The organism is Roseateles terrae, assembly GCF_014192155.1.
Classification (GTDB): domain Bacteria; phylum Pseudomonadota; class Gammaproteobacteria; order Burkholderiales; family Burkholderiaceae_C; genus Roseateles; species Roseateles terrae.
This window is the reverse complement of the sequence record NZ_JACHXO010000004.1, coordinates 1-20907: the sequence shown is the minus strand read 5'-3', so window position 1 is coordinate 20907 and position 20907 is coordinate 1. Positions and strand designations below refer to the sequence as shown.

17 protein-coding genes and 1 pseudogene are annotated in these 20907 nt (G+C 66.4%); 17 read left to right on the top strand and 1 reads right to left on the bottom strand.

The genetic code is table 11. The annotated features are described in order from the left end of the window. Positions 1-37 precede the first annotated feature (37 nt). The 17 genes from FHS28_RS12010 to kdsA all read left to right on the top strand — a co-directional run bounded on the left by FHS28_RS12010 (position 38) and on the right by kdsA (position 20441). The gene (locus FHS28_RS12010; RefSeq protein ID WP_184294679.1) at positions 38-1696 is read left to right on the top strand and encodes an O-antigen ligase family protein; all 1659 of its coding nucleotides are present in this window, start codon (positions 38-40) and stop codon (positions 1694-1696) included. Beyond that, a complete protein-coding gene (locus tag FHS28_RS12005) occupies positions 1693-2817 on the top strand; it encodes an acyltransferase family protein (protein WP_088450738.1) in 1125 nt (374 codons plus the stop codon). Before FHS28_RS12010 ends, FHS28_RS12005 begins: the two co-directional genes overlap by 4 nt. Before the next feature lie 2 nt (positions 2818-2819). Then, positions 2820-4448, top strand: a complete 1629-nt coding sequence (locus FHS28_RS12000) for an Atrophin-1 multi-domain protein (RefSeq protein WP_246410005.1) — start codon at positions 2820-2822, stop codon at positions 4446-4448. Further along, positions 4445-5098: a serine O-acetyltransferase gene (locus FHS28_RS11995; RefSeq protein ID WP_088450736.1), complete on the top strand. Its 654-nt coding sequence runs from the start codon at positions 4445-4447 to the stop codon at positions 5096-5098. Before FHS28_RS12000 ends, FHS28_RS11995 begins: the two co-directional genes overlap by 4 nt. A 96-nt stretch (positions 5099-5194) precedes the next feature. Next, positions 5195-6655 (top strand): Atrophin-1 multi-domain protein, encoded by a 1461-nt coding sequence (locus FHS28_RS11990; protein ID WP_088450734.1) that lies wholly within the window; start codon positions 5195-5197, stop codon positions 6653-6655. 140 nt (positions 6656-6795) lie between these two features. After that, on the top strand, positions 6796-8001 hold the full coding sequence (locus tag FHS28_RS11985; RefSeq protein WP_088450732.1) for a glycosyltransferase family 4 protein: 1206 nt from the start codon (positions 6796-6798) through the stop codon (positions 7999-8001). Next, the gene (locus tag FHS28_RS11980) at positions 7994-9202 is read left to right on the top strand and encodes a glycosyltransferase family 2 protein (protein ID WP_088450730.1); all 1209 of its coding nucleotides are present in this window, start codon (positions 7994-7996) and stop codon (positions 9200-9202) included. Before FHS28_RS11985 ends, FHS28_RS11980 begins: the two co-directional genes overlap by 8 nt. Before the next feature lie 41 nt (positions 9203-9243). Continuing rightward, positions 9244-10047, top strand: coding sequence for a WecB/TagA/CpsF family glycosyltransferase (locus tag FHS28_RS11975; RefSeq protein ID WP_184294677.1), 804 nt, complete (start codon positions 9244-9246; stop codon positions 10045-10047). Between the two features lie 36 nt (positions 10048-10083). Continuing rightward, positions 10084-11163: a glycosyltransferase gene (locus tag FHS28_RS11970; RefSeq protein ID WP_088450726.1), complete on the top strand. Its 1080-nt coding sequence runs from the start codon at positions 10084-10086 to the stop codon at positions 11161-11163. Between the two features lie 205 nt (positions 11164-11368). After that, on the top strand, positions 11369-12547 hold the full coding sequence (locus FHS28_RS11965; RefSeq protein ID WP_184294675.1) for a glycosyltransferase: 1179 nt from the start codon (positions 11369-11371) through the stop codon (positions 12545-12547). Positions 12548-12552: 5 nt separating this feature from the next. After that, the gene (locus FHS28_RS11960; protein ID WP_088450721.1) at positions 12553-13977 is read left to right on the top strand and encodes a lipopolysaccharide biosynthesis protein; all 1425 of its coding nucleotides are present in this window, start codon (positions 12553-12555) and stop codon (positions 13975-13977) included. 19 nt (positions 13978-13996) lie between these two features. Next, positions 13997-15010 (top strand): acyltransferase family protein, encoded by a 1014-nt coding sequence (locus tag FHS28_RS11955; protein WP_184294672.1) that lies wholly within the window; start codon positions 13997-13999, stop codon positions 15008-15010. Positions 15011-15051: 41 nt separating this feature from the next. Beyond that, positions 15052-15921 carry a glycosyltransferase family 2 protein gene (locus FHS28_RS11950; RefSeq protein ID WP_184294670.1) on the top strand — a complete coding sequence of 290 codons (870 nt, stop codon included), beginning with the start codon at positions 15052-15054 and terminating at the stop codon, positions 15919-15921. Between the two features lie 3 nt (positions 15922-15924). Next, positions 15925-16728 (top strand): glycosyltransferase family 2 protein, encoded by an 804-nt coding sequence (locus tag FHS28_RS11945; protein ID WP_088450715.1) that lies wholly within the window; start codon positions 15925-15927, stop codon positions 16726-16728. Between the two features lie 327 nt (positions 16729-17055). Further along, positions 17056-18063, top strand: a complete 1008-nt coding sequence (locus tag FHS28_RS11940; RefSeq protein ID WP_088450713.1) for an NAD-dependent epimerase — start codon at positions 17056-17058, stop codon at positions 18061-18063. A 143-nt stretch (positions 18064-18206) separates the two neighbouring features. Continuing rightward, positions 18207-19547 (top strand): UDP-glucose dehydrogenase family protein, encoded by a 1341-nt coding sequence (locus tag FHS28_RS11935; protein WP_088450711.1) that lies wholly within the window; start codon positions 18207-18209, stop codon positions 19545-19547. Positions 19548-19601: 54 nt separating this feature from the next. Next, positions 19602-20441, top strand: a complete 840-nt coding sequence (gene kdsA, locus FHS28_RS11930; protein WP_088450709.1) for a 3-deoxy-8-phosphooctulonate synthase — start codon at positions 19602-19604, stop codon at positions 20439-20441. Positions 20442-20735: 294 nt separating this feature from the next. On the opposite strand, the pseudogene FHS28_RS24805 reads toward kdsA, so the two are convergent. Continuing rightward, positions 20736-20907: pseudogene (locus tag FHS28_RS24805) on the bottom strand (IS110 family transposase); the annotation flags it as partial.

Sequence of the window (20907 nt, the reverse complement as noted above, 5' to 3'; positions counted from 1 at the left end):
AGTGAAGGACTTATCTTTGCGTTGGATGGGCGGAGGCATGCGGCTGTGGCGGAGTCTGGCCTACGGCATGGACGGGGCCGGCTTCCTGGGCTTGATCGGACTGGCGGTCGGCGCGGTCGTGATCGGCTGGGCCAGCGTGGTCATCGGCGGCTTTGCCGATGACAAGCCGGTGATGCTGGCGGTGATGCCGCTGGTGCTGCTCACCGCCTTCCTTTTCATCTACAGCCGCGAAGCCTTCCTGATCGTGGTGCTGCTGATCCGGGCCGGGGCCAATCCGGTCTTCGAGCAGGCCCGCATGGCCGCCGTGGGCGGTCTGGGCGGTCTGCTCAATGCGCTGGTCATCCTGCTGGCGGCGCTGATCATTTCCCGCGATCCGAAGCGGCTGCCCAAGGCGGCGTGGTGGGTGTGGGGGCCGCTGCTGTTCATGCAGGCCGCCGGCCTGATCTATTCCCCGGAGAAGATGGCGGCGATCCGTCTGTTCCTCGGGTATCTGTCGGTCGTGGCGCTGTTCCTCGTGGCCTTTTTCCTGGTCCAGGACGAGGACGACTTCAACAAGATGCTGAAGATCATCACCTGGTCTTCGGTGCCGGTGGCGCTGGTGTCCATCGCCTACATCGCCCTGGGCCGGACGGCTGGCGGCGGTGATGCGCTGGAAGAGTCCGGCGCGCGTTATGGCGGCCCGTTCCCGCACGCCAACATCCTCGCGTTCTATCTGGTGATGTCGCTGGGGGTGCTGTTCTACCGGTGGAAGAGCAAGCAGATTGGCAAGACGGTGTTCACCACTGCCGCGGTGGTGGGTTACATGCTGCTGCTGCTGGGCCTGCTCTACGCCACCAAGACCCGTAGCGCGTGGATCTCGGTCCTGATGATTTTCTCGGTCTACGGGCTGGTGCGGGAGCGGCGGTATCTGGTGTACCTCGCCCTCATCGGCGCGGCTGGTTTCATGGCGCTGCCGGAACTGCGCGAACGGGTGATGGGTCTGACCCAGGGCAACGAAGTGGTGCAGTACGCCAAGCTCAATTCCTTCGCCTGGCGCAAGCTGCTGTGGACGGATGCGCTCACCTGGATGTCGCCGACGAAATACCTGACCGGCTATGGCGCGGAATCGTTCTTTGCGCTGTCGCAGGAATTCTTCTCGATGGCCGGCGTGATGAAGTGGGGCGCCCATAGCGCCATCGTCCAGACCTTCTTTGAACTGGGCGCGCTCGGCCTGGGGGCCTACCTGTGGCTCTACCTCAGCACCGCCCGCATGATCCGCCGCCTGTTTGCGGTCAAGCCGCTGCTGGCGCTGATCGGCATGTGCCTGCTCGTGGCGAACTTCCTGGTGTCCAGCTCGGACAACATGTTCGCCTACCTGATCTACAACTGGTACTTCTGGTTCTGCATGGGCTGCCTGTGTTCGCTGGCGATGCGGCTGGTGCCGGACGGCCTGATGGAAGGCCGCTACCGCCGCACCTGGGGCATCCGTCCCAGCGCTGTTGCGAAGGCCCGTGGCGAGGCGGGTGCCGCCGCCGAGCGTTCGACCAGCGCCACCGCCTGGCTGAACACCGTGCCGATGGGATTCAGCCGGGCCGTGCCGGCGCAGGCGGGTGCGCTCAAGGGCCCGAACGCCCGACCTGGCCGCCCGGGCCGCCCCGGCCCCAACGCTCCCGATGACCGCCGCCCTGGCGGACGCCCCGAAGGGCGCAACCGATGACCGCGCCGATTTCTTCCCCGATCCCCGCTCCCGAAGTTGCCCCTGGCGCCGTGCATGACGCCGCACACGATGCCGCACACGATGCCGCACATGGCGCCGCCCACGAGGCCCCGGCGCCTCGCGCACCGTCCGAACATTTCCCGGTGCTCGATGGCGTCCGCGCGGTGAGCATCCTCGCGGTGCTGTGGACGCACCTGATGCCGTTCCACGTCGCCGGCATTCCGTTGAATGAATCGCTGGGCATGTTCGGCATGGCCCTGTTCTTCATTCTCTCGGGCTATCTGATCACCGGGCAGCTGCTCAAGCGTCCGCCGGTCTCCAGCTTCCTGGCCCGCCGCCTGCTGCGGGTGGTGCCGGCTGCGTGGATTGCGCTGACGGTGGTCTGGTGGTTCAGGCCGGTCGATCTGGAGACGGCGTTCAGCTACCTCTTTTTCTACGCGAATTTGCCGCCGCAGCGGCTGGTGCCGCCCATCGACCACTTCTGGAGCCTGTGCGTTGAAGTGCAGTTCTACATGCTGGCCGGGCTGATGCTGTGGCTGCGGGTGCGGGCCATCTGGTGGCTGTTCCCGGCGCTGCTCATGACTTTCACCGGCATGCGCATCTCGCACGACATCACCGCCTCCAGCGTGACCTGGTTCCGCGCCGACGACCTGCTGGCCGGCGCCTGCCTGGCGCTGGTGATGCATTCGCGCTTCTGGCCACAGGTGCGGCAGGTGCTGGCCCGCCGCGGCATGGTGCCGGCGCTGCTGCTGCTGCTGATGGCCGGCAGCTTCCTGAGCCACGAAGTCTCCAACCCGCTGACCTATCTGCGGCCTTATGCGGCCGGCGCATTTGTTGGTGCGCTGATGGCGCAGCCGCGTCATCGTCTGTCGGTCTGGTTGGGAGGTTCGGTATTTGCCTATATTGCTTCAGTTTCCTATGCACTCTATGTGTGGCACTTGCCCCTGGCGGCCACCTGGTTGGGCAGCGGTGATCTCTGGGTCAAATATCTGAAGCGACCGTTGCTGTTGTTGGTGGTCTTCGGCATCGCGCACGTCTCTACCTTCCAGGTGGAGCGGCGTTTCAACGAGCTGGCCAAGCGTGTCGGGGCAGGGCGCGGCCAGCGGTTGAAGGAGGTTTGACCATGACTTCACCCTCGCTGTCATCGCTGTTTGCTTCGTCCCGCCCGATCCCCGACGGGTGGCCCGGCCGCGCGCTCCGGCGGTCTGAACGCTTTGCGGGCGGCTCACCGCCGAGCCGCGCCGGCGTTCGAAGGTCCGCGGATGGTGTCGACCTGGCACCGCACAGCACCGGCCCTTCGCGCGCGCTGGCCGCCGCTGCCCTGTCGGTGATGCTGTGCGGCACCGAATGGCTGGCGCCCCCCGAGGCGCTCGCCCAAACGGCCCCGGCCCGGGTGTTTGGTACCTATGACACGCCGTTCGCCGCCTTCTCGCCCTGGTACATGCAACCGGTCGCGCCGGTGCTGGGCGACTTCTCGATTCCCACGTCGAACTACTACCCGACAGTGGCCGAGGGCACCTGGTCCACCGGGGTGTTCAAGGCGCTGTCCTCGGACCCGTCGGTCACCGTTTATCCGCTGGTGGGCAACACCAGCGGCATCTGGGATCCGGATGCCGAAGGCTACCGTCCCACGGTGGTGATCCCGCGCTGGCCGGCCAATGTGGTGCCGGCCTCCGGTTCGGACGGCCATGCCGACATCATTGACGAGGCGATGGGCATCGTGCATTCGTTCTTCCAGCTCCGGCTGGAGAACGGCACCTGGCGCGCCAGCCAATACGCCTGGGCTCCGCTGGCGGGACGTGGTTTCGGTGAAGGCGGCCACTACTACCAGGGCGCCCGCGCCGTCGGCGTGCCGGCCATCGGCGGCGTCATCCGCAAGGCGGAAGTGAACGACGGCCTGGGCTGGTACCGCCATGCGCTGGCCATCTCGCTGACCTACAACGCGCTCAGCGCCGCCACGACCTACATCTATCCAGCCACCTCGGCGGACAGCAACGCGGCCACCACCAACACCGGTGGCATTCCGCAAGGCTCGCTGCTGATGCTGCCGCCCACGTTTGACACCAGTACCCTCACCAACCTGAAACTCCGGAAAGTGGCGGAGACGCTCAAGCGCTATGGCGGCTACGTGGTGGACCGCAATTACGGCACGCCCTTTGTCATCTACGCCGAAAACGGCAGCAACTTCAACCTGATGCCCAACGGCTGGGACAACACCACCGCCAATGAGCTGCAGGCGGTGCGCGCGGCCTTGCGTCAGGTGATGAGCGTGTCGGGCTGGGTCGATGGCAACGGCGTGTCCATCATTCCCGAGCAGCGGCTGAACATCCTGTCGCTGCGCGGCCAGTGGAACCTGCAGCGCAGCTCGCCGCTGGGCACCTTCGACACCTGGAAACAGGCGGTGGTCTTCCCGGCCACGGCGGTCGACGTGATCCAGGTGAACTACAGCCTGCGCACCATCAGCAACGTGGCCTGGGCCAAGCCGGTGGCCGGCACGCCCTACAAGCTGACTGCGCGCACCAGCGGCGGGGGGCGCCTGCGGCTCGCGTTGTATGACAACAGCGGCAGCAAGCTGTATGACAGTGGCGAGCTGTCCGATGGCAATGTGGCCAGCTTCAGCTGGCCGGCCAACTATGGACGGGTGGCCGTCTATGCCTACAGCGGCAATGCGGGCACCACGTCCAGCGTCGGCGGCACGCTGATCTCCGATGCCCCGTTGACCCCCATGTCCGGAAAGACCTTGATGAAATGAGCCAGGGAGATGCCGATCGGGACTGGAACGCCGACCTGGCGCGCTGCGGAGACGCACGTGCCTGGCGGCGTGAGCAATCGCTGTGGGCCTTGTGGGTCTACCGCTTCGGCCGTCGTGTGGACGCGATGCCGGAGGGGTTCAGCCGCCGCTGGCGGACCAAGGCCTACTGGCTGATGTTCCGCGTCGTGGAGACGGTGACCGGCATCAGCCTGCCCAAGGATTGCCGAATTGGTCCCGGATTGCGCATCTGGCACTTTGGCGGCATCTTCGTGAATCCCGCCACCGTCATCGGCGCCAACTGCACCTTGCGACAAGGTGTGACGCTGGGTAACCGGGTGCCGGACGGCCCTTGTCCGGTGCTGGAGGACGGCGTGGAGCTGGGCGCCTATGCGCAGGTGCTCGGCGGTGTGCGTCTGGGCGCGGGCTGCCGCGTCGGCGCCATGGCCGTGGTGTTACAGGACGTGCCCCCGGGCGCGACCGCCGTGGGCAACCCGGCACGAATCCTGCCCTTGCCGACGGCGGATGGCACAGCGCCCTCCGCAGGCACCGGTCTGGTGCCGCCCTCTGCATCGGATGCAGGGATGCCGGTGTCCCGGACACCGGTGCAGGACGAACCAATAAAAACACCGACGACATCGATCGGCGGTTGAATAGAGACAGGGGTGGCCACCCGCATGGCTGGGTGACCGGCGACCGCACAGGTCGCCGGTCCGCGTGATCGAGGGAAGTACGGAAGGGTAGCCAACATGACGATGCAATGGGATCGACGCCACTGGTGCGGCGCCAGCCTGGGGCTGGCCGCTGCGGCGCTGGCGCCGGGCTTGGCTTCGGCCCAGGCGGAGCGTTCGGACAAGCGCCGCGGCGGCGACCGTGGGGAGGGGCGCCAGGACGGCAGGTTCGGCACCGCTGAACGCCCGTTCTCCGCCCAGTCTCCCTGGAACTGCCGCCCGGTCGAGCCGGTGCTGGACAGCTGGAGCATTCCCAAGGACGCCTATTTCCCCGCCATCGAAAGCGGCAAGTATTCAGTGGGGGTGTTCCTGTGCAGCCCGGACGATCAACCGCAGCGTGTGCTGGGCCCGCTGAACCAAAAGGGCGTGTGGGATCCGGATGCTGAGGCGATGGTCCCGGAAGTGCTGATCCCGCGCTGGCCGGCTGGCGTGCTGCCCGCCAGCGGCTCGGACGGCCATGCCGACCTGGTTGATCCGGTGGCCGGCGTCATCCATTCCTTCTTCCAGCTGAAGAAGGTGGGGGACGACTGGCGCGCCCAGCAATACGCCTGGACGAAGCTGGATGGCCGCGGTTGGGGCGACCCGGCGCATTACTTCCAGGGCGCACGCGCCGCAGGCGTGCCCACCATGGGCGGCCTCATCCGCAAGCATGAAATCGAGGACGGCGAATCGTTCTATCACCATGCGCTGGCGATGTCCCTGACCTACTCGGGCCTGAGCCCGTCGCCCGGCTACATCTTTCCCGCCACCTCCGCCGACCGCGGCGTGGAACAGAACAAGGGGCAGATCCCGGAAGGCGCACTGCTGATGCTGCCGCAGGACTTCGAGATCCGCTCGCTGGGCGACCTCAGCATGCGCAAGATCGGCGAGACCCTCAAGCGCTACGGTGGCTATGTGGTGGACCGCAACGTCGGCACCCCCTTCTGCATCTATGCCGAGATCGGCGCCAAGTTCCCCATCGTGCTGAAGAACGGCTGGAACAGCCAGGTCGGCAACGATCTGGAGCGGCTGCGCGGCGCGCTGCGTCAGGTGAAAACGACCAAGGGCTGGCTGGACGGCAACGACCGCCCGGTCGATCTGGACGCCCCGATGAATGTGCTCTCCATGCGCGGGGACTGGCGCGTGGTCAAGGGCAATGCCCGCGCGCGCTACGACACCTGGCGCCAGGCGGTGGTGTTTGAAGAGGCCCGCGAGGCGGTGCTGGCGGTGGAAGGCAATCGCCAGCTCAGCGGCGTGAGCTGGGCCCGTCCCAAGGCCGGAGAGGCCTGCCGCGTCACGGCCCGCTGCACCGGCGAGGCCAGATTGCGGGTGGAAATCAAGGACAAGGGTGGCCGCACCCTGGCCGACAGCGGCGATCTGGAGAACGGCAAGAGCGCGAAATTCGAGTGGCCCGAGGGCGTCGCCTCGGTGCGGACCTCGGTGAAGGCCTCCGGCAACGGCAGCGCCAGCGCCGACCTGCGTGTGGCGGGGCGCGCATGAGCGGGTCGTCCTTCTCCGGGACACCCGGCATGACCAAGGTCATCGAGCCGCCCGTTGCGGTGCACGCATCATCGCGCCCCACCCCGGCGGACCCGGCCGGGCCCGCCACCCCTGTCCCTCCTGCCGCTCCAAGGAATTCCGTGAAGGTCGCGTATCTCGTCAACCACTACCCCAAGGTGAGCCACACCTTCATCCGCCGCGAGATCCTGGCGCTGGAGAAGCATGGCGTGCCGGTGCAGCGGCTGGCGATCCGGGGGTGGGACGATCCCGCACCGGATGCGCAGGACCAGGCCGAAAAGGCCCGCACCCAATACCTGCTGCAGGGCGGTGGCCTCGCGCTGGTCAAGGCCTTCTTTGGCGAGGCGATGCGCGCCCCGGGGCGCTTCCTTGAGGCGTTCCGTCTGGCGCTTCGTATCGGCCTGCGCGCCGACCGGCCGTGGCCCCTGCACCTGGTGTATCTGGCGGAGGCCTGTGTCGCGCTGCGCATGCTGCGCGAGGCCGGTGCCACTCATGTGCATGCGCACTTCGGCACCAATTCGGCGGAAGTGGCGATGCTGGTCGAAGCGCTCGGTGGCCCCGGCTACAGCTTCACCGTGCATGGCCCGGAAGAATTCGACAAACCCGAGTTCCTGCACCTGGGCGAGAAGATCCGCCGCGCACGCTTCGTGGTGGCCATCACCTCCTTCTGCCGCAGCCAGCTCTACCGCTGGGTGGACCGGCAGCACTGGGGCAAGGTGCGGGTGGTGCACTGCGGTCTGGAGCCGGCCTTCCATCAGGTGCAGACTGCGCCGCCGTCGGGTCGCCGACTGGTCTGCATCGGACGCCTGTCCGAGCAGAAAGGCCATCTGCTGCTGATCGAAGCCGCCGCGCTGGTGGCCCAGCAGGAGCCCGATTTCGAGCTGGTGCTGGCCGGTGACGGCGAACTGCGCGGCCCGATCGAAGAGCGCATCCGCGCCCATCGGCTGGAGAAACATGTGCGCATCACCGGCTGGATCAGCAGCGATCAGGTCCGCCAGGAACTGCTGGACGCACGCGCCCTGGTGCTGGCGAGCTTCGCCGAAGGCCTGCCGGTGGTGGTGATGGAAGCGATGGCGCTGGGCCGCCCGGTGGTGAGCACCGGCATTGCGGGGATACCCGAACTGGTGCTGCCGGATGAGAATGGCTGGCTGGTGCCGGCCGGGGATGCCCCGGCCCTGGCCACCGCCATGCTGGCCTGCCTGCGCACCGACGACACCACGCTGGCCCGCATGGGTCAGGCGGCGCGACAGCGAGTGCTGGTGCGTCACGATGTGGATGTCGAGGCCGAGCGACTCGCCGATCTGTTCCAGGAGTTTGTCCATGCTTGAACTGCTGCAGGGCCTGCCCTGGTTCCTGGTGCTGCTGCTGAGCCTGTTGCTGGCGGTGCCGGCCTGGCTGCTGCTGAGTCAGGTGGTGCTGGCCTTGCTGCCGGACCGGACCGAGCGGGAGCATCCGCGTCCGGAACGGATTGCGGTGGTCATGCCGGCGCACAACGAAGGCCGCGGCCTGCGCCCGACACTGATGCAGGCGCTGGCGCAACTGGGCCCGCAGGACCGCATCCTGGTGGTGGCGGACAACTGCACCGACGACACCGCGGCCCAGGCGCGTGATTTCGACGTCACCGTGGTGGAGCGCAGCCATGCGACCGATCGCGGCAAGGGGTTTGCGCTCGACTTCGGCGTGCGGCATCTGGAACGGCTGGCCATCGAGGAAGGGTTCGCGCCCGATGTGGTGGTGATCCTGGACGCCGACTGTGAACTGGGCCCGCGCCTGCTGCCGCGCATCGCCTCGGTGGCGCATGCCACCGGCCGTCCGGTGCAGGCGACCTACCTGATGCATGCGGCCAACGACGGCCTCAAGGCCCGCATCGCCGAATTTGCCATGCGAGTGAAGAATCTGGTGCGCCCGCGCGGCATGCATCAGCTTGGCCTGCCGTGCGGCCTGTATGGCACCGGCATGGCCTTCCCCTGGGCCGTGGCGGTGCAGGCACCGCTGGCCAGTGGCCATCTGGCCGAAGACATGCAGCTGGGCGTGCGCCTGGCCCAGCTCGGCGCGCCGCCGCTGCTGTGTGAAGACGCGCTGGTCACGAGCGTGTTCGCCAAGAGCCAGGAAGGCGCCGCCAGCCAGCGCACCCGCTGGGAACACGGCCATCTGGCGATGCTGGTGGGCGAGGGCCCGCGGCTGCTGTGGCGCTCGATGCGTCCGGGTCGCGGCGGGCAGCTGCTGCAGGTGCTGGACATGCTGGTGCCACCGCTGACCCTGCTGGCGCTGATGCAGGTGGGCTGGCTGCTGGTCACCCTGGTGCTGGCGTTGCTGCTGGGCTGGTGGGCACCGCTGGTGATCGCTCTGCTCAGCGTGCTGATGCTGGCCGGCGCCATTGTCATCGCGCAGCAACGCTGGGCGGATGACATTCTGAGTCTGTCCGAACTGGCCGGCGCGCCGCTGCTGTTGCTCGCCAAGATTCCGCTGTATCTGCGCTTTGTCTTCAAGCGCCAGGTGGAGTGGGTGCGAACCAAACGAGATCTGTGACCGCGCCGTTGTCCAACCTCCCGATGAGTGCAAGCCTTCCCATGACTCCTTCCGCTGCTTCCGCGGCCGCCACCGGCGGGGCGACGCTGCCCACCATCGCTGTGGACGGTCTGCCCTTCGTGGCCAGCACCGTGCCGCAGTTGACCGAGCACATCGTCAGCGAGGCGCTGGCCGGCCGGGGCGGCTGGGTGGTGACGCCCAATGTCGACATCCTGCGCCGCTGGCGGCAGGAGCCCGAGTTCCGGGCGCTGGTGGCGGATGCGAATGTCTTCACCGCCGATGGCCGTCCCATCGTCTGGGCCAGCCAGCTGCAGGGCACGCCGCTGCCGACACGGCTGACCGGCTCCGACCTGTTTGTGAAGCTGGTGGCGCGCGCCCATCAGGCCGGCCTGCGCATGGCGCTGATCGGCGGCAATGAGGGTGCGGCCGAGGCCGCGGCCGATACGCTGATTCCGCAGGGTCATGACGCCACGGTGCGCTGCCTGTGCCCGCCGTTCGGCTTCGAGCAGAAGCCCGAAGAGATGGCTCGCCTGGAGCGCCTGCTGACCGACTGGCAGCCGCAGATCGTCTTCATCGGTCTGGGCTCGCCGAAGCAGGAGAAGCTGATTGCGCGGCTGCGGCCACTGGCGCCGAACGCCTGGTTCCTGGGCGTCGGCGTGAGCTTCAGTTTTGTAGCTGGGGATGTGAAACGGGCCCCGGGCTGGATGCAGCGCTCCGGTCTGGAATGGCTGCACCGGCTGGTGCAGGAACCGGGCCGTCTGGCCCACCGGTATCTGGTGGACGGCGTGCCGTTTGCGCTGGGCCTGTTGTGGCGTGCCTCGCGCGCCAGGAAGCGTGTGTCGTGAGCCAGGGTGACGAGATGAACGGACGAAAGGGCATCCATGGCCTTGTTTGATGTGCTGATGCCGGTGAAGAACGGCGAAGCTTTTTTGAGTCAGGCCCTGGCCAGCGTGCAGGCGCAGACCGAGCGTGACTGGCGCCTGCTGGTGCTGGACCACGGCTCCACCGACCGCACGGCGGAGATCGTGTCGCGTGCGGCTGCGCAGGACGCCCGCATCGAACTGCATTCGTTTCCGCAGGCGCCTGGGCTGTCCGGGCTGCTGAACGAAGGGCTGGGGCTGGTCGAAGCGCCTTACCTGATGCGCATGGACGCCGACGACGAATGCCTGCCGGAGCGCATGGCCCTGACCCATGCCGCCTTCGAGCGGGATGCAGAGGTGGTGCTGGTGGGCGGGCAGTCGGTGATGATCGATGCCGAGGGCAAGGAAATCGGCGCGCTGTCGCATCCGACCGACAAGGACGAGCTGGCCCGCTGCGCGCTGTTCCGCAATGTCTTCGCCCATCCGACGATCAGCCTGCGCAGCCAGGCGGTGTGGGACCGGGGCGTCCGCTACGGCCAGTCGATGTTCCGCGGCACCGATCCACAGGCCGACATTGAAGTGCCCAACCTGGCCGAGGACTATCTGCTCTTCAGCGAGCTGGCCCTGCAGCGCCAGGGCATCAACCTGCCGCAGAACGTGCTGCGCTACCGCTTCCACAGCGGCAGCGTGAGCCGGCAGAAGTATTGGGACCAGCTGCAGATGTCGGGCCGGATTTCGCGGCATCTGGGCGGCCTGCTGGCGCGCTGGTCGGGTCAGGCGGCGTTTGATCCGGTGCCGTTCTGCTCCCACGGGCAGGCGTTGATCGATGTGAAGGGCCGCCGCGACTATGCGGACGACTATGCCCGCATGGTGCATGCGCTGGCGCGGTCCGGACCGGCCTGGTCGGGCGAGGCGGCGGAGCGCGAGCTGCGCTGGCGCCGGACCTTCGTGGACCGCCATCCGCTGGGCCTGGCCTCGCGGGCGCTGCGCTTCGGTCTGGGCGGCCGTGCCGATCCCTGGGAAATGCGCACCGCGATGAATGCATTGAAGCAGCAGATCCGGGGTCGCGCGCGGCTGCAGATGGAGCCGGTCGCCGGCTGAGGCTGGCACCAGCGGGCTTGCCCTGACGCGGCAGGGTGGTCGCGGCTGTGGGCGGGTTCGTCCGGCGCGACTGGCGTCGAAAGCCCGGCCAGGTCCGCTCCACCGGAGTGCCAGGTCCGTGCTGCGACCCGGTTAACGACACGGCCCGTCGGTCGCTCATGGCGACCGTCCGGCCCGACGATGAATTGATTTGAGGGATATCCGATTGAGACGAGTTCTTGTCGTTCGAGATGAACTGCTGCCGCTGTCCGAGACGTTCGTGCGGCAGCAGGCGCTGCATCTGCGGGACTGGCGCGCCACCCTGGTGGGGCAGCGGCTCTGCCAGAACGGCCTGTCGCTGGACGGGCTGGACCATCAACTGCTGGACCTGACGCCCACCGGCACGCTGGACGCGATGCAGTGGCGGCTCTATCGCCGCCTGGGCTGGCCGCTGCCGCAGGCGCTGCGGCCGCTGATGGTGCCGGATGCGGACGGCGTGCGTCCATCGGTGGTGCATGTGCACTTCGCCACCGATGCGGTGCTGGCCTGGCCCTGGCTGAAGGGCCTGGGGCTGCCCACGGTTGTGACCCTGCATGGCTACGACATCCACACCCGCCCCGACTTCTGGGAAAGCGGGCAGGGCGGCGACTACATGAAGGACTATCCGCGCCGCTTGCGGGAGATGGCGGCCGATCCGCAGGTGTCCTTCATCGCGGTGTCCGAAGCGGTCCGCGCGCGGGCCATCGATGCCTACGGCATCCATCCCGACAAGCTGCACACGCTGTTCATCGGCGTGGACACGCGGGACTTCGCGCCGTCGGGCGTGCCCGCAGGCGAGCGGGAACCGCACCTCCTGTTTGTGGGGCGCCAGGTCGAAAAGAAGGGCCTGGAATTCCTGATCCGCGCCATGGCCCGGGTCCATCAGCGCTTCCCGCAGGCGCGGGTGAAGGTGGTGGGCGATGGTCCGCTGCGCGAGCGCATGGAGGCGCTGACGGCCGAGCTGAATGCGCCGGTGGATTTCCTCGGCGCCCAGCCGAGCCAGCGAGTGCGCGAACTGCTGGGCACCGCCCGCATCTTCTGCCTGCCCAGCATCGTCAGCCAGTCCGGTGATGCTGAAGGGCTGCCCATTTCCATCCTCGAAGCGCAAGCCTGCGGCGTGCCGGTCGTGACGTCCGCCATGGGCGGACGCGACGAAGGCATCACGCCCGAGCGTACCGGCCTTGCCTTCCCGGAAGGCGATGTGGACGCGCTGGCCACCCAGATCGAACGCCTGCTGGCCGATCCGGCGCTGTGCAGCAGCATGGGCCGGGCCGCCCGGGAGCTGGCGGTGCAGAAGTTTGATCTGCAGATCTGCCAGCGCGCCCTCGAAGCCTTCTACACCGCTCAATCGGGAGGTGTGCGTTGAGCGGGATGATGCACAGCGTCCGCTGGCTCAGCGTGGCGCAGGCGAGCAAGGTGCTGGGCCAACTGGTCAGCGTGGTGGTGCTGTCGCGCCTGCTGCCGCCGTCCGCTTACGGCGTGATGGCGCTGGCCGGCGTGGTGCTCACCTTCGCCAGCCTGCTGCGCGACATGGGGACCGGCGCCGCCATCATCCAGCGCAAAACGCTCACGCCTGCGCTGGCGGACACGGTCTTCTGGCTGAATGTGGGCCTGGGGCTCACGCTCGGTCTGGCACTGGCGGCCTCCGCCTATGCCATCTCGGTGTTCTTCAAGGAGCCGGAGCTGTTCCCGGTGATGCTGCTGCTGTCGATCGGCTTTCCGCTGGGCGCGACCACGGCGGTGCATCAGGCCTGGATGGAGCGGCATGCGCGCTTTCGTGAGCTGGCGATCCTGGATGTGTTCACCCAGGTGACGGGGCTGTGCCTGTCGGTCGCGTGCGCGCTGGCCGGCTGGGGCGTCTACAGCTTCGTGGTGCCGACGCTTTTCACCATCGGCACCAACAGCGTCTGGTTGTGGTTCAAGTCGGGCTTCAAGCCCGGGCGGCAGTGGAGCCGCGATGAGTTCAAGTCGCTCTGGGGCTTCAGCGGCAGCCTCACCGCCTTCAACTTCATCAACTACTTTGCCCGCAATGCCGACAGCATGATCATCGGCCGTCTGCTGGGCACCGGCCCGCTGGGCCAGTACGGCATGGCCTACAAGCTGATGCTGTTTCCGGTGCAGCACATGAGCTGGGTGGTGGGGCGCGCACTGCTGCCGCGCCTGTCGGGCATCCAGGACGATCTGGCAGCCGTGCGCGAGGTCTACTTCAAGGTGCTGGGCGGCATCTCCCTGCTGAGCATGCCCATCATGGTGGGGCTGTGGGCGCTGCGGGAGCCGTTTGTGTCGGTGGTGCTGGATCCGAAGTGGGCCATCGTGGCGCCGCTGCTGGGCTGGCTGGCGCCGGTCGGCATCATGCAGTCGTTGATGAGCACCATCGGCTCTACGCTCACCTCTCAGGGCCGCACCGCCGCGCTGCTGTACCTGGGCATCTTCAATACCGCCACGGTGCTGGTCGGTTTTGTGATGGGTGCGCAGTACGGTGTGGTGGGTGTTGCGGCGGGTTACTTCATCGCCAACCTGCTGAACTTCGTGGCCACCATTGTCTGCATGGGCCATTGGCTCCAGGCGACACCAGGGCCGCTGTGGCGACAGCTGAAGGCACCGGTGCTGTCGTCGGTGGCGATGGCACTGGCCTTGTGGGGCGGCATCGTGGCGTTGGGTCACACGTCGTTACCACCGTCCCTGCAACTCGGCATGTTGATTGCCCTAGGCGCCGCGGTATACCTGGTTGTGCTGGGTGGGGTGTTCGGTCAGTCGCCGAGGGTCCTGCTCAACACCTTGAAAGGGAAGGCGTAAGGAAGCCATGAGGGCAGGGATGAGCGCAAGCATCGCATCGGCAGCGGCCGCACCGGCGGCGGTCTCTTCAGGCGCCGCCAGCAAGCGGCTGCCCGGCATTGATGCGCTGCGCATCTTTGGTGCGGTGCTGGTGGTGGGCCTGCATGTGGGCCGCTTCCCCGAATGGCCGGTGCCGGCCATGGAGCTGACGGTCGCAGCCGGCCGCTGGGTGGTGCCCTTCTTCTTCGTGGTGATGGGATTCTTCATCGGCCAGCGTCCGCAGTGGGCGACCACCGCGCTGGCGTCGGCCGGCCGCCTGCTGCAGATCACGCTGGTGTGTGCCGCGATCTATGGGGTGCTGCATGTGGTGCAGCTCGGCCCGAAGGCGGGCTTTGAGCGGATGCTGTCGCAAGATGCGATCGTGCGCGGCGTGTGGGGCCATCTGTGGTTCATGCATGCAGCGCTGGCCGGTGTGCTGCTGGCAGCGGCGCGGCCCGACTGGGTTCAGCCGAGCGGCGCATGGTGGGGCATCGTCGCGGTGATTCTGCTGGCCAGCGCGGTGGACTCGCTGTGTGCCATGGGCCGGGTGAGCTGGCCCACGATGTTTGCCACCCGCTTTCTGGGTGGCGCGGCGATGGTGTGGCTTGGCATCAAGCTTGCGAGCGTGCCGGTCAGGACGCTGACACGCGCGTGGCCGATGCTGCTGGTGGGCGGCGCGATCCTGCTGGTGCTGCAGGGCATGGCGGTACGCTGGAAGGGCGGCGTCGCCACTGAGCTGCAGCTGCATGTAGGCGCGGTGCTGATGGGGGTGGGCGCGATGGGGCTGGGCATGGCCCTGCCGGCGACCGCCCTGATGGAGCGGCTGGCCGACTGGGGCCGCCGCTTCGCGCTGGGGCTGTATCTGCTGCATCCGCTGTTGATTGAAGTGCTGCGGTCGCTGGGTGTGCGTCGCAGTGACCTGCTGTGGCTGAGCGCCGCAGCGCTGACGCTGCTGCTGCTCTGGACAGCGGAACGCGTGTTTCCACGCGGCAAGGCGGTGCTGGATGGACGCTGAACGCATCCGCTGCGCTGCCGGTTTTGAGATGAAAGATGGACATGAGTGAATTGCCCCTGGTCTCGGTGTATATGCCGACGCAGAACCGCCTGGCCTCGATGCAGGCCGCGGTGGAGTCGGTGCTGGGCCAGACCTACCGGAATGTGGAGCTGGTGGTGGTGGACGACGGGTCCACCGACGAGACGCCGCGCTGGTTGCAGCAGCGGGCCCTGCAGGACCCACGGCTGAAGGTGCTGCGCAATGAAAAGGGCCGCGGCGCCTGTGCCGCCCGCAACGAGGCGATTCGCACCAGCACCGGCGAGTTCCTGACCGGGCTGGACGATGACGACGAATTCAAGCCGCATCACATCGAGGCGTTGCTGGCCTACTGGAAGCTGCTGACGTCGATGGGGGATCAGCCCTCGGTGCTGTATGTGCAGTACGAATTCCGCAGCGGCGACCGGCGCTGGTACAGCGCCAAGGTCGGCCGCTGCAGCGCGGAGATGATGCTGCAGGCCAACCATGTGGGCAATCAGCTGTTTGGCCCGCGCGACCGGTTCGTGTCGGCGGGGCTGTTCGATGAAGAGATGCCGGCCTGGCAGGATCTGGAATTTTTCTACCGCATCCTGAAGCTGCATGGCCCGGCGCGCCTGCTGGATCTGCCGAGCTATGTGTTTGACGTGTCACCGCGGCCGGACCGGATTTCGTCGAAGTCCAAGCAGAAGGTGCTGCGGGCCTGCCAGCTGATGTATGCCAAGCATGGACAGGGCAACGGCCGCACGCTGCAGTTGATGCTGTTGCAGGTGTTCTCGGAGTATTACGGCTTCCAGCCGGATACCTCGGACCTGCGGCAGTTCATGAAGCAGGGCTGGTGGGCCGAGGGTTGGTATCAGATGATGCGGCGCTGGTTGCGTCCGCCAGCGCAGGCCTGAGGGATGGCAACCAACCTTCGCAGGTATGCGGCGGTGATCCGCACCCATGTGTGCACGCCGCTGCTGGAGCAGGTGGTGGCCGCGCTGAAGGCGCAGACCTGGGCGCCAACGCGGGTGGTGTTCGTCGACTCGTCCAACGATCCGGCGGTGCGGGAGCAGTTGCGGCGGATGGGGGAGGTGGTGACCTACCCGGAGCCGGTCTTCAATTACTCGGTGGCGATCAATGTGGGCATGGCGGCGGTGGATGAGCCGCATGCGCTGCTGATCAGCTCCCATGTGCTGCTGGAAGATCCTGCGGTGCTGGAGCGGAGCTTGAAGGCTGCGCAGGCGCAAGGGATCGAGGTGGTCTACTGGCGTCATGCGACGTCGGGGAAGGCGGCGCTGTCGGTGATCGGGCCGGAACAGTTCGATGGCTACAACGGGCTGTCCAACGCATGCGCGTTTCTGCCGGTGCGGGTGGTGAAGGAGCGGCCATTTCGGGTGGATGTGTTTTCTGCCGAAGATCAGGAATGGGCCGCCTGGTACTTCCGGACCCGTCGCGGTCAGGTCCTGCGGGTGGATGATCCGGCGGTGAAGTATCTGAATCCGCATGTGAATACCCGCAAGATGATCAACGAAGAGTTGGCGATTGCGTATTTCGCGTATCCGAGGAATCGGTGGCCGGACAAGATCGCGGCGCGGTGGGGCAGAGCCGCGCTGGCGCTGGCGCGCGGAAGGCGGGAGCGGGCGCAGATGCATTGGGAGATCGGGAGGGAACTCCTGTTGATGTGGTTCAGGGCGCCGAGTGGTACGTCGAAATACTTTTGAGTGTGCCGCGGAGCAGTGTGGTTGGAGTGGCGGGGTGGATTCTTTGACTGCGCACGCCGCCAAAGGCCCGGGGGGCATTGGCTCCATGTCCTTCCTGTCCCGCTCCGCGGGCCATTCCTCCCTTGACTTCCGCCAATACCCCCCGGGCCTTCGGCGGCTTGCGGCTTTGCTCTACCCCGGTTCCTTCGGTCGGCGTTGTGCGGGGGGCGAAGCGGTCTCAGTCAGTCCTTCGGTGGGAAGCCACCCCACTGAGGGGGGAGGGGACATGAAGGAGTCTTGGCATTGCGCGGAAAATAGTCGTCCCCAGAGCAGCGATCGGGAGATCTCGTGAAAGTACTCGTTACCGGCGCCGCCGGCTTCATCGGCATGCATGTCAGCCAGATCCTGCTCGCGCGTGGCGATCAGGTGGTGGGTCTGGACAATCTGAACGATTACTACGATCCGACGCTCAAGCACGACCGGCTGGCGCGCCTGACGCCGCATCCGGCGTTCTCGTTCATCGAGATGGATGTGGCAGACCGGGCCGGCATGGCGCAGGTGTTTGCCGAGCACGGCTTTGACCGGGTGGTGCATCTGGCGGCCCAGGCCGGGGTGCGGTATTCGCTGGTGAATCCGCATGCCTACATTGACTCGAACATCTCGGGCTTCACCAACATCCTGGAAGGCTGCCGGCACCACAGCGTGGAGCACCTGGTCTATGCGTCCAGCTCCAGCGTGTATGGCGGCAATACCTTGATGCCGTTCAGCGAGCATCACGGCGTGGACCATCCGGTGAGCCTGTATGCCGCCACGAAGAAGGCCAATGAGCTGATGGCGCATACCTACAGCCATCTATTCAACCTGCCCACCACCGGTCTGCGGTTTTTCACCGTCTATGGGCCGTGGGGCCGACCGGACATGGCGCTGTTCCTGTTCACCAAGGCGATTCTGGCCGGTGAGCCGATCAAGGTGTTCAACCACGGTCAGATGATCCGCGACTTCACCTACATCGACGACATCGCCGAAGGCGTGGTGCGGGTGCTGGACCGGGTGGCCACACCCGATGCCGGCTACGACGCGATGAAGGCCGACCCGGCACGGTCCAGCGCGCCGTATCGGGTGTTCAATATCGGCAATCACCAGCCGGTGCCGCTGATGGGCTTCATCGAAGCCATCGAGCAGGCGCTGGGACGTGAGGCCAAGAAGGAGTTTCTGCCGCTGCAGGACGGCGATGTGCCGAAAACGCATGCGGATGTGGAAGAGCTGGCGGCCTGGACAGGCTTCAGGCCGGCCATGCCGGTGACCGAGGGCGTGAAGCGCTTTGTTGCCTGGTATCGAGACTATTACAAGATTTGAGACAAGACGCCGGCTTTTGTCGGCGATGCTGGCATCCGGCTTGCTCACCGGGCGCCGGTATCGATGAATTTCTTCGCGTCACGCCGTGACGTGAAGGTGTGTGAATCTGGGCAGTATTTGGAATGACCCTTGGGAGTTATCGCATGAAAGTTACGACGATTGGCACCGGCTATGTGGGCCTGGTCACGGGCGCATGTCTGGCCGAAATGGGCAACCATGTGGTGTGCCTCGACGTGAATCCCGACAAGATCCGCGTGCTCAATGAGGGGGGCATTCCCATTCACGAGCCGGGGCTGGATGCCGTGGTGGCTCGCAACGTCGCTGCCGGTCGCCTGCAGTTCACGACCGACGTGGACGTGGCGGTGAACCACGGCACGATCCTGTTCATCGCCGTGGGCACGCCCCCCGGTGAGGACGGCTCGGCCGACCTGCAATACGTGCTGGCTGCCGCCCGCTCCATCGGTCAGCGCATGACCGACTACAAGGTGGTGGTGGACAAGAGCACCGTGCCGGTGGGTACCGCCGAAAAGGTGGACGCTGCCATCCGTGAAGAGCTGACCAAGCGCGGCGTGCCGGCCAATTTCGCCGTGGTGTCCAACCCCGAATTCCTGAAGGAAGGCGCGGCGGTGGAGGACTTCATGAAGCCGGACCGCATCATCGTGGGTTCGGACGACGAGCAGGCCACGCTGATGATGCGCGCGCTGTACGCGCCCTTCACCCGCAGCCATGACCGCCTGATGGTGATGGATGTGAAGAGCGCCGAATTCACCAAGTACGCGGCCAACGCGATGCTGGCCACCCGCATCAGCTTCATGAACGAGCTGGCACTGCTGGCCGAGAAGGTGGGCGCCGACATCGAGCTGGTGCGCCGCGGCATCGGTTCCGACCCCCGCATTGGCTACCAATTCCTGTATGCCGGCGCCGGTTACGGCGGTTCCTGCTTCCCGAAGGACGTGAAGGCGCTGGTGCGCACCGGCCGTGAATATGGCCAGGAACTGCAGGTGCTGAACGCTGTGGAAGAAGCCAACGACCGCCAAAAGCAGGTGCTGGTGGACAAGGTGGTGGCCCGCTTCGGCGAAGACCTGGCCGGCAAGCGCTTTGCGCTCTGGGGCCTGGCCTTCAAGCCCAACACTGACGACATGCGTGAAGCCCCGGCGCTGGCCATCATCGAAGGCCTGACGCAGCGTGGCGCCGCCATTGCGGCCTATGACCCGGTGGCGATGAGCGAAGCCTCGCGCATCCTCTCCACCAACCCGGGCGTCAGCTTCTGCGAACGTGCCGAACATGCACTGGCGGACGCGGACGCGCTGATCATCGTCACCGAGTGGAAGGAATTCCGCACGCCGGACTTCGACCGCTTCAAGAGCGACCTGAAGCAGCCGGTGGTGTTTGACGGCCGCAACCTGTATGAGCCGATGATGATGAAGACGCTGGGCATCGAGCATCACCCCATCGGACGCAGCGGGAAGATCGCTGCCCGCTGATCGGGCGGGGCCGCAAAATGGGATACTTCCGGGCTAACCCCGGAAGTCATCCCCATGGTCAAGATCAACAACATCCAGGTCGATAACGCGCTGCCCTTCGTGCTGTTTGGCGGCGTCAATGTGCTGGAGTCCGAGCAGTTTGCGGTGGACGTCTGCGGCGAATATGTGCGCGTCACGCAGGAACTGGGCATCCCTTACGTCTTCAAGGCGTCCTTCGACAAGGCCAATCGTTCGTCGATCAAGTCCTACCGGGGACCCGGCCTGGAGCAGGGCCTCAAGATCTTTGAAGCGGTCAAGAAGGCCCACAACGTCCCGGTACTGACCGACGTCCACGAGCCTTTCCAGGCGGCCGACGTGGCGAGCGTCTGCGACGTCCTGCAGCTGCCGGCTTTCCTGGCCCGCCAGACGGACCTGGTGATCGCCCTGGCCAAGACGGGCAAGGTCATCAACATCAAGAAGCCGCAGTTCGTCAGCCCGCCGCAGATGAAGAACATCGTCGAGAAGTTCGAAGAAGGCGGCAATGCCAACGTGATGCTCTGCGACCGTGGCGCACAGTTCGGCTACGACAACCTTGTTGTGGACATGCTGGGCTTTGGTGTGATGAAGCAGGTCAGCGGCAACAAGCCGGTGATCTTCGACGTCACCCACGCCCTGCAGCAACGCGAATCCGGCGCTGCCGCCTCCGGCGGTCGCCGTGGCCAGGTGACCGAACTGGCCCGTGCCGGCATGGCTGTGGGCCTCGCCGGCCTGTTCCTCGAGTCTCATCCCAAGCCTGAAGAAGCCCGTTGCGACGGCCCCAGCGCGCTGCGCCTGTCGCAGCTCAAGCCGTTCCTCGAGCAGGTCAAGGCCATCGACGACCTCGTCAAGGCCATGCCTGCGCTGGACACGAACTAAACAGCCGCCGGCTCCCCCCGAGCCGGCGCCTTCCAGCGGCACTCCCCGCTGTCCTGCCCCTGTTGTCCTCGCTTCAGTGAGACTGATCGATGGCGCCAGGGGTTTTGTCTTGATGGGAAGTCACGTTGAAGCTGCGCAACGTGCGGCGCCGTTGGCGAGTCCATCCGAGCCCTTGCACGAACCGAGCCCTTGCACGAACCGAGCCACACCGCGCGTTTTGACCGCGGAAGTTCTCGCTTCAGAAGCCGACGAGCGGGCCCCCTTTTTCGGAAGTATTTGCAACCGTCTTAAATATCAAGCTGAAGTGGCTGTGATCTGCCCCTTCAGTACATCCCAGGCCCGGTTATCCCGGACCATGGCGTTAAGGATGCTCAGCAGCTTGCGCATGCAGGCGACGAGTGCCACCTTCTTGGGCTTGCCCGCTGCGAGAAGCCGTTCGTAGAACGCGCGGATGACCGGGTTTCGC

Coding starts and splice junctions, on each gene's coding strand:
- FHS28_RS12010 (WP_184294679.1), top strand. CDS start 38: ATGCGGCTGTGGCGGAGTCTGGCCTACGGCATGGACGGGGCCGGCTTC.
- FHS28_RS12005 (WP_088450738.1), top strand. CDS start 1,693: ATGACCGCGCCGATTTCTTCCCCGATCCCCGCTCCCGAAGTTGCCCCT.
- FHS28_RS12000 (WP_246410005.1), top strand. CDS start 2,820: ATGACTTCACCCTCGCTGTCATCGCTGTTTGCTTCGTCCCGCCCGATC.
- FHS28_RS11995 (WP_088450736.1), top strand. CDS start 4,445: ATGAGCCAGGGAGATGCCGATCGGGACTGGAACGCCGACCTGGCGCGC.
- FHS28_RS11990 (WP_088450734.1), top strand. CDS start 5,195: ATGACGATGCAATGGGATCGACGCCACTGGTGCGGCGCCAGCCTGGGG.
- FHS28_RS11980 (WP_088450730.1), top strand. CDS start 7,994: ATGCTTGAACTGCTGCAGGGCCTGCCCTGGTTCCTGGTGCTGCTGCTG.
- FHS28_RS11975 (WP_184294677.1), top strand. CDS start 9,244: ATGACTCCTTCCGCTGCTTCCGCGGCCGCCACCGGCGGGGCGACGCTG.
- FHS28_RS11970 (WP_088450726.1), top strand. CDS start 10,084: ATGGCCTTGTTTGATGTGCTGATGCCGGTGAAGAACGGCGAAGCTTTT.
- FHS28_RS11960 (WP_088450721.1), top strand. CDS start 12,553: ATGATGCACAGCGTCCGCTGGCTCAGCGTGGCGCAGGCGAGCAAGGTG.
- FHS28_RS11955 (WP_184294672.1), top strand. CDS start 13,997: ATGAGCGCAAGCATCGCATCGGCAGCGGCCGCACCGGCGGCGGTCTCT.
- FHS28_RS11950 (WP_184294670.1), top strand. CDS start 15,052: ATGAGTGAATTGCCCCTGGTCTCGGTGTATATGCCGACGCAGAACCGC.
- FHS28_RS11945 (WP_088450715.1), top strand. CDS start 15,925: ATGGCAACCAACCTTCGCAGGTATGCGGCGGTGATCCGCACCCATGTG.
- FHS28_RS11935 (WP_088450711.1), top strand. CDS start 18,207: ATGAAAGTTACGACGATTGGCACCGGCTATGTGGGCCTGGTCACGGGC.
- kdsA (WP_088450709.1), top strand. CDS start 19,602: ATGGTCAAGATCAACAACATCCAGGTCGATAACGCGCTGCCCTTCGTG.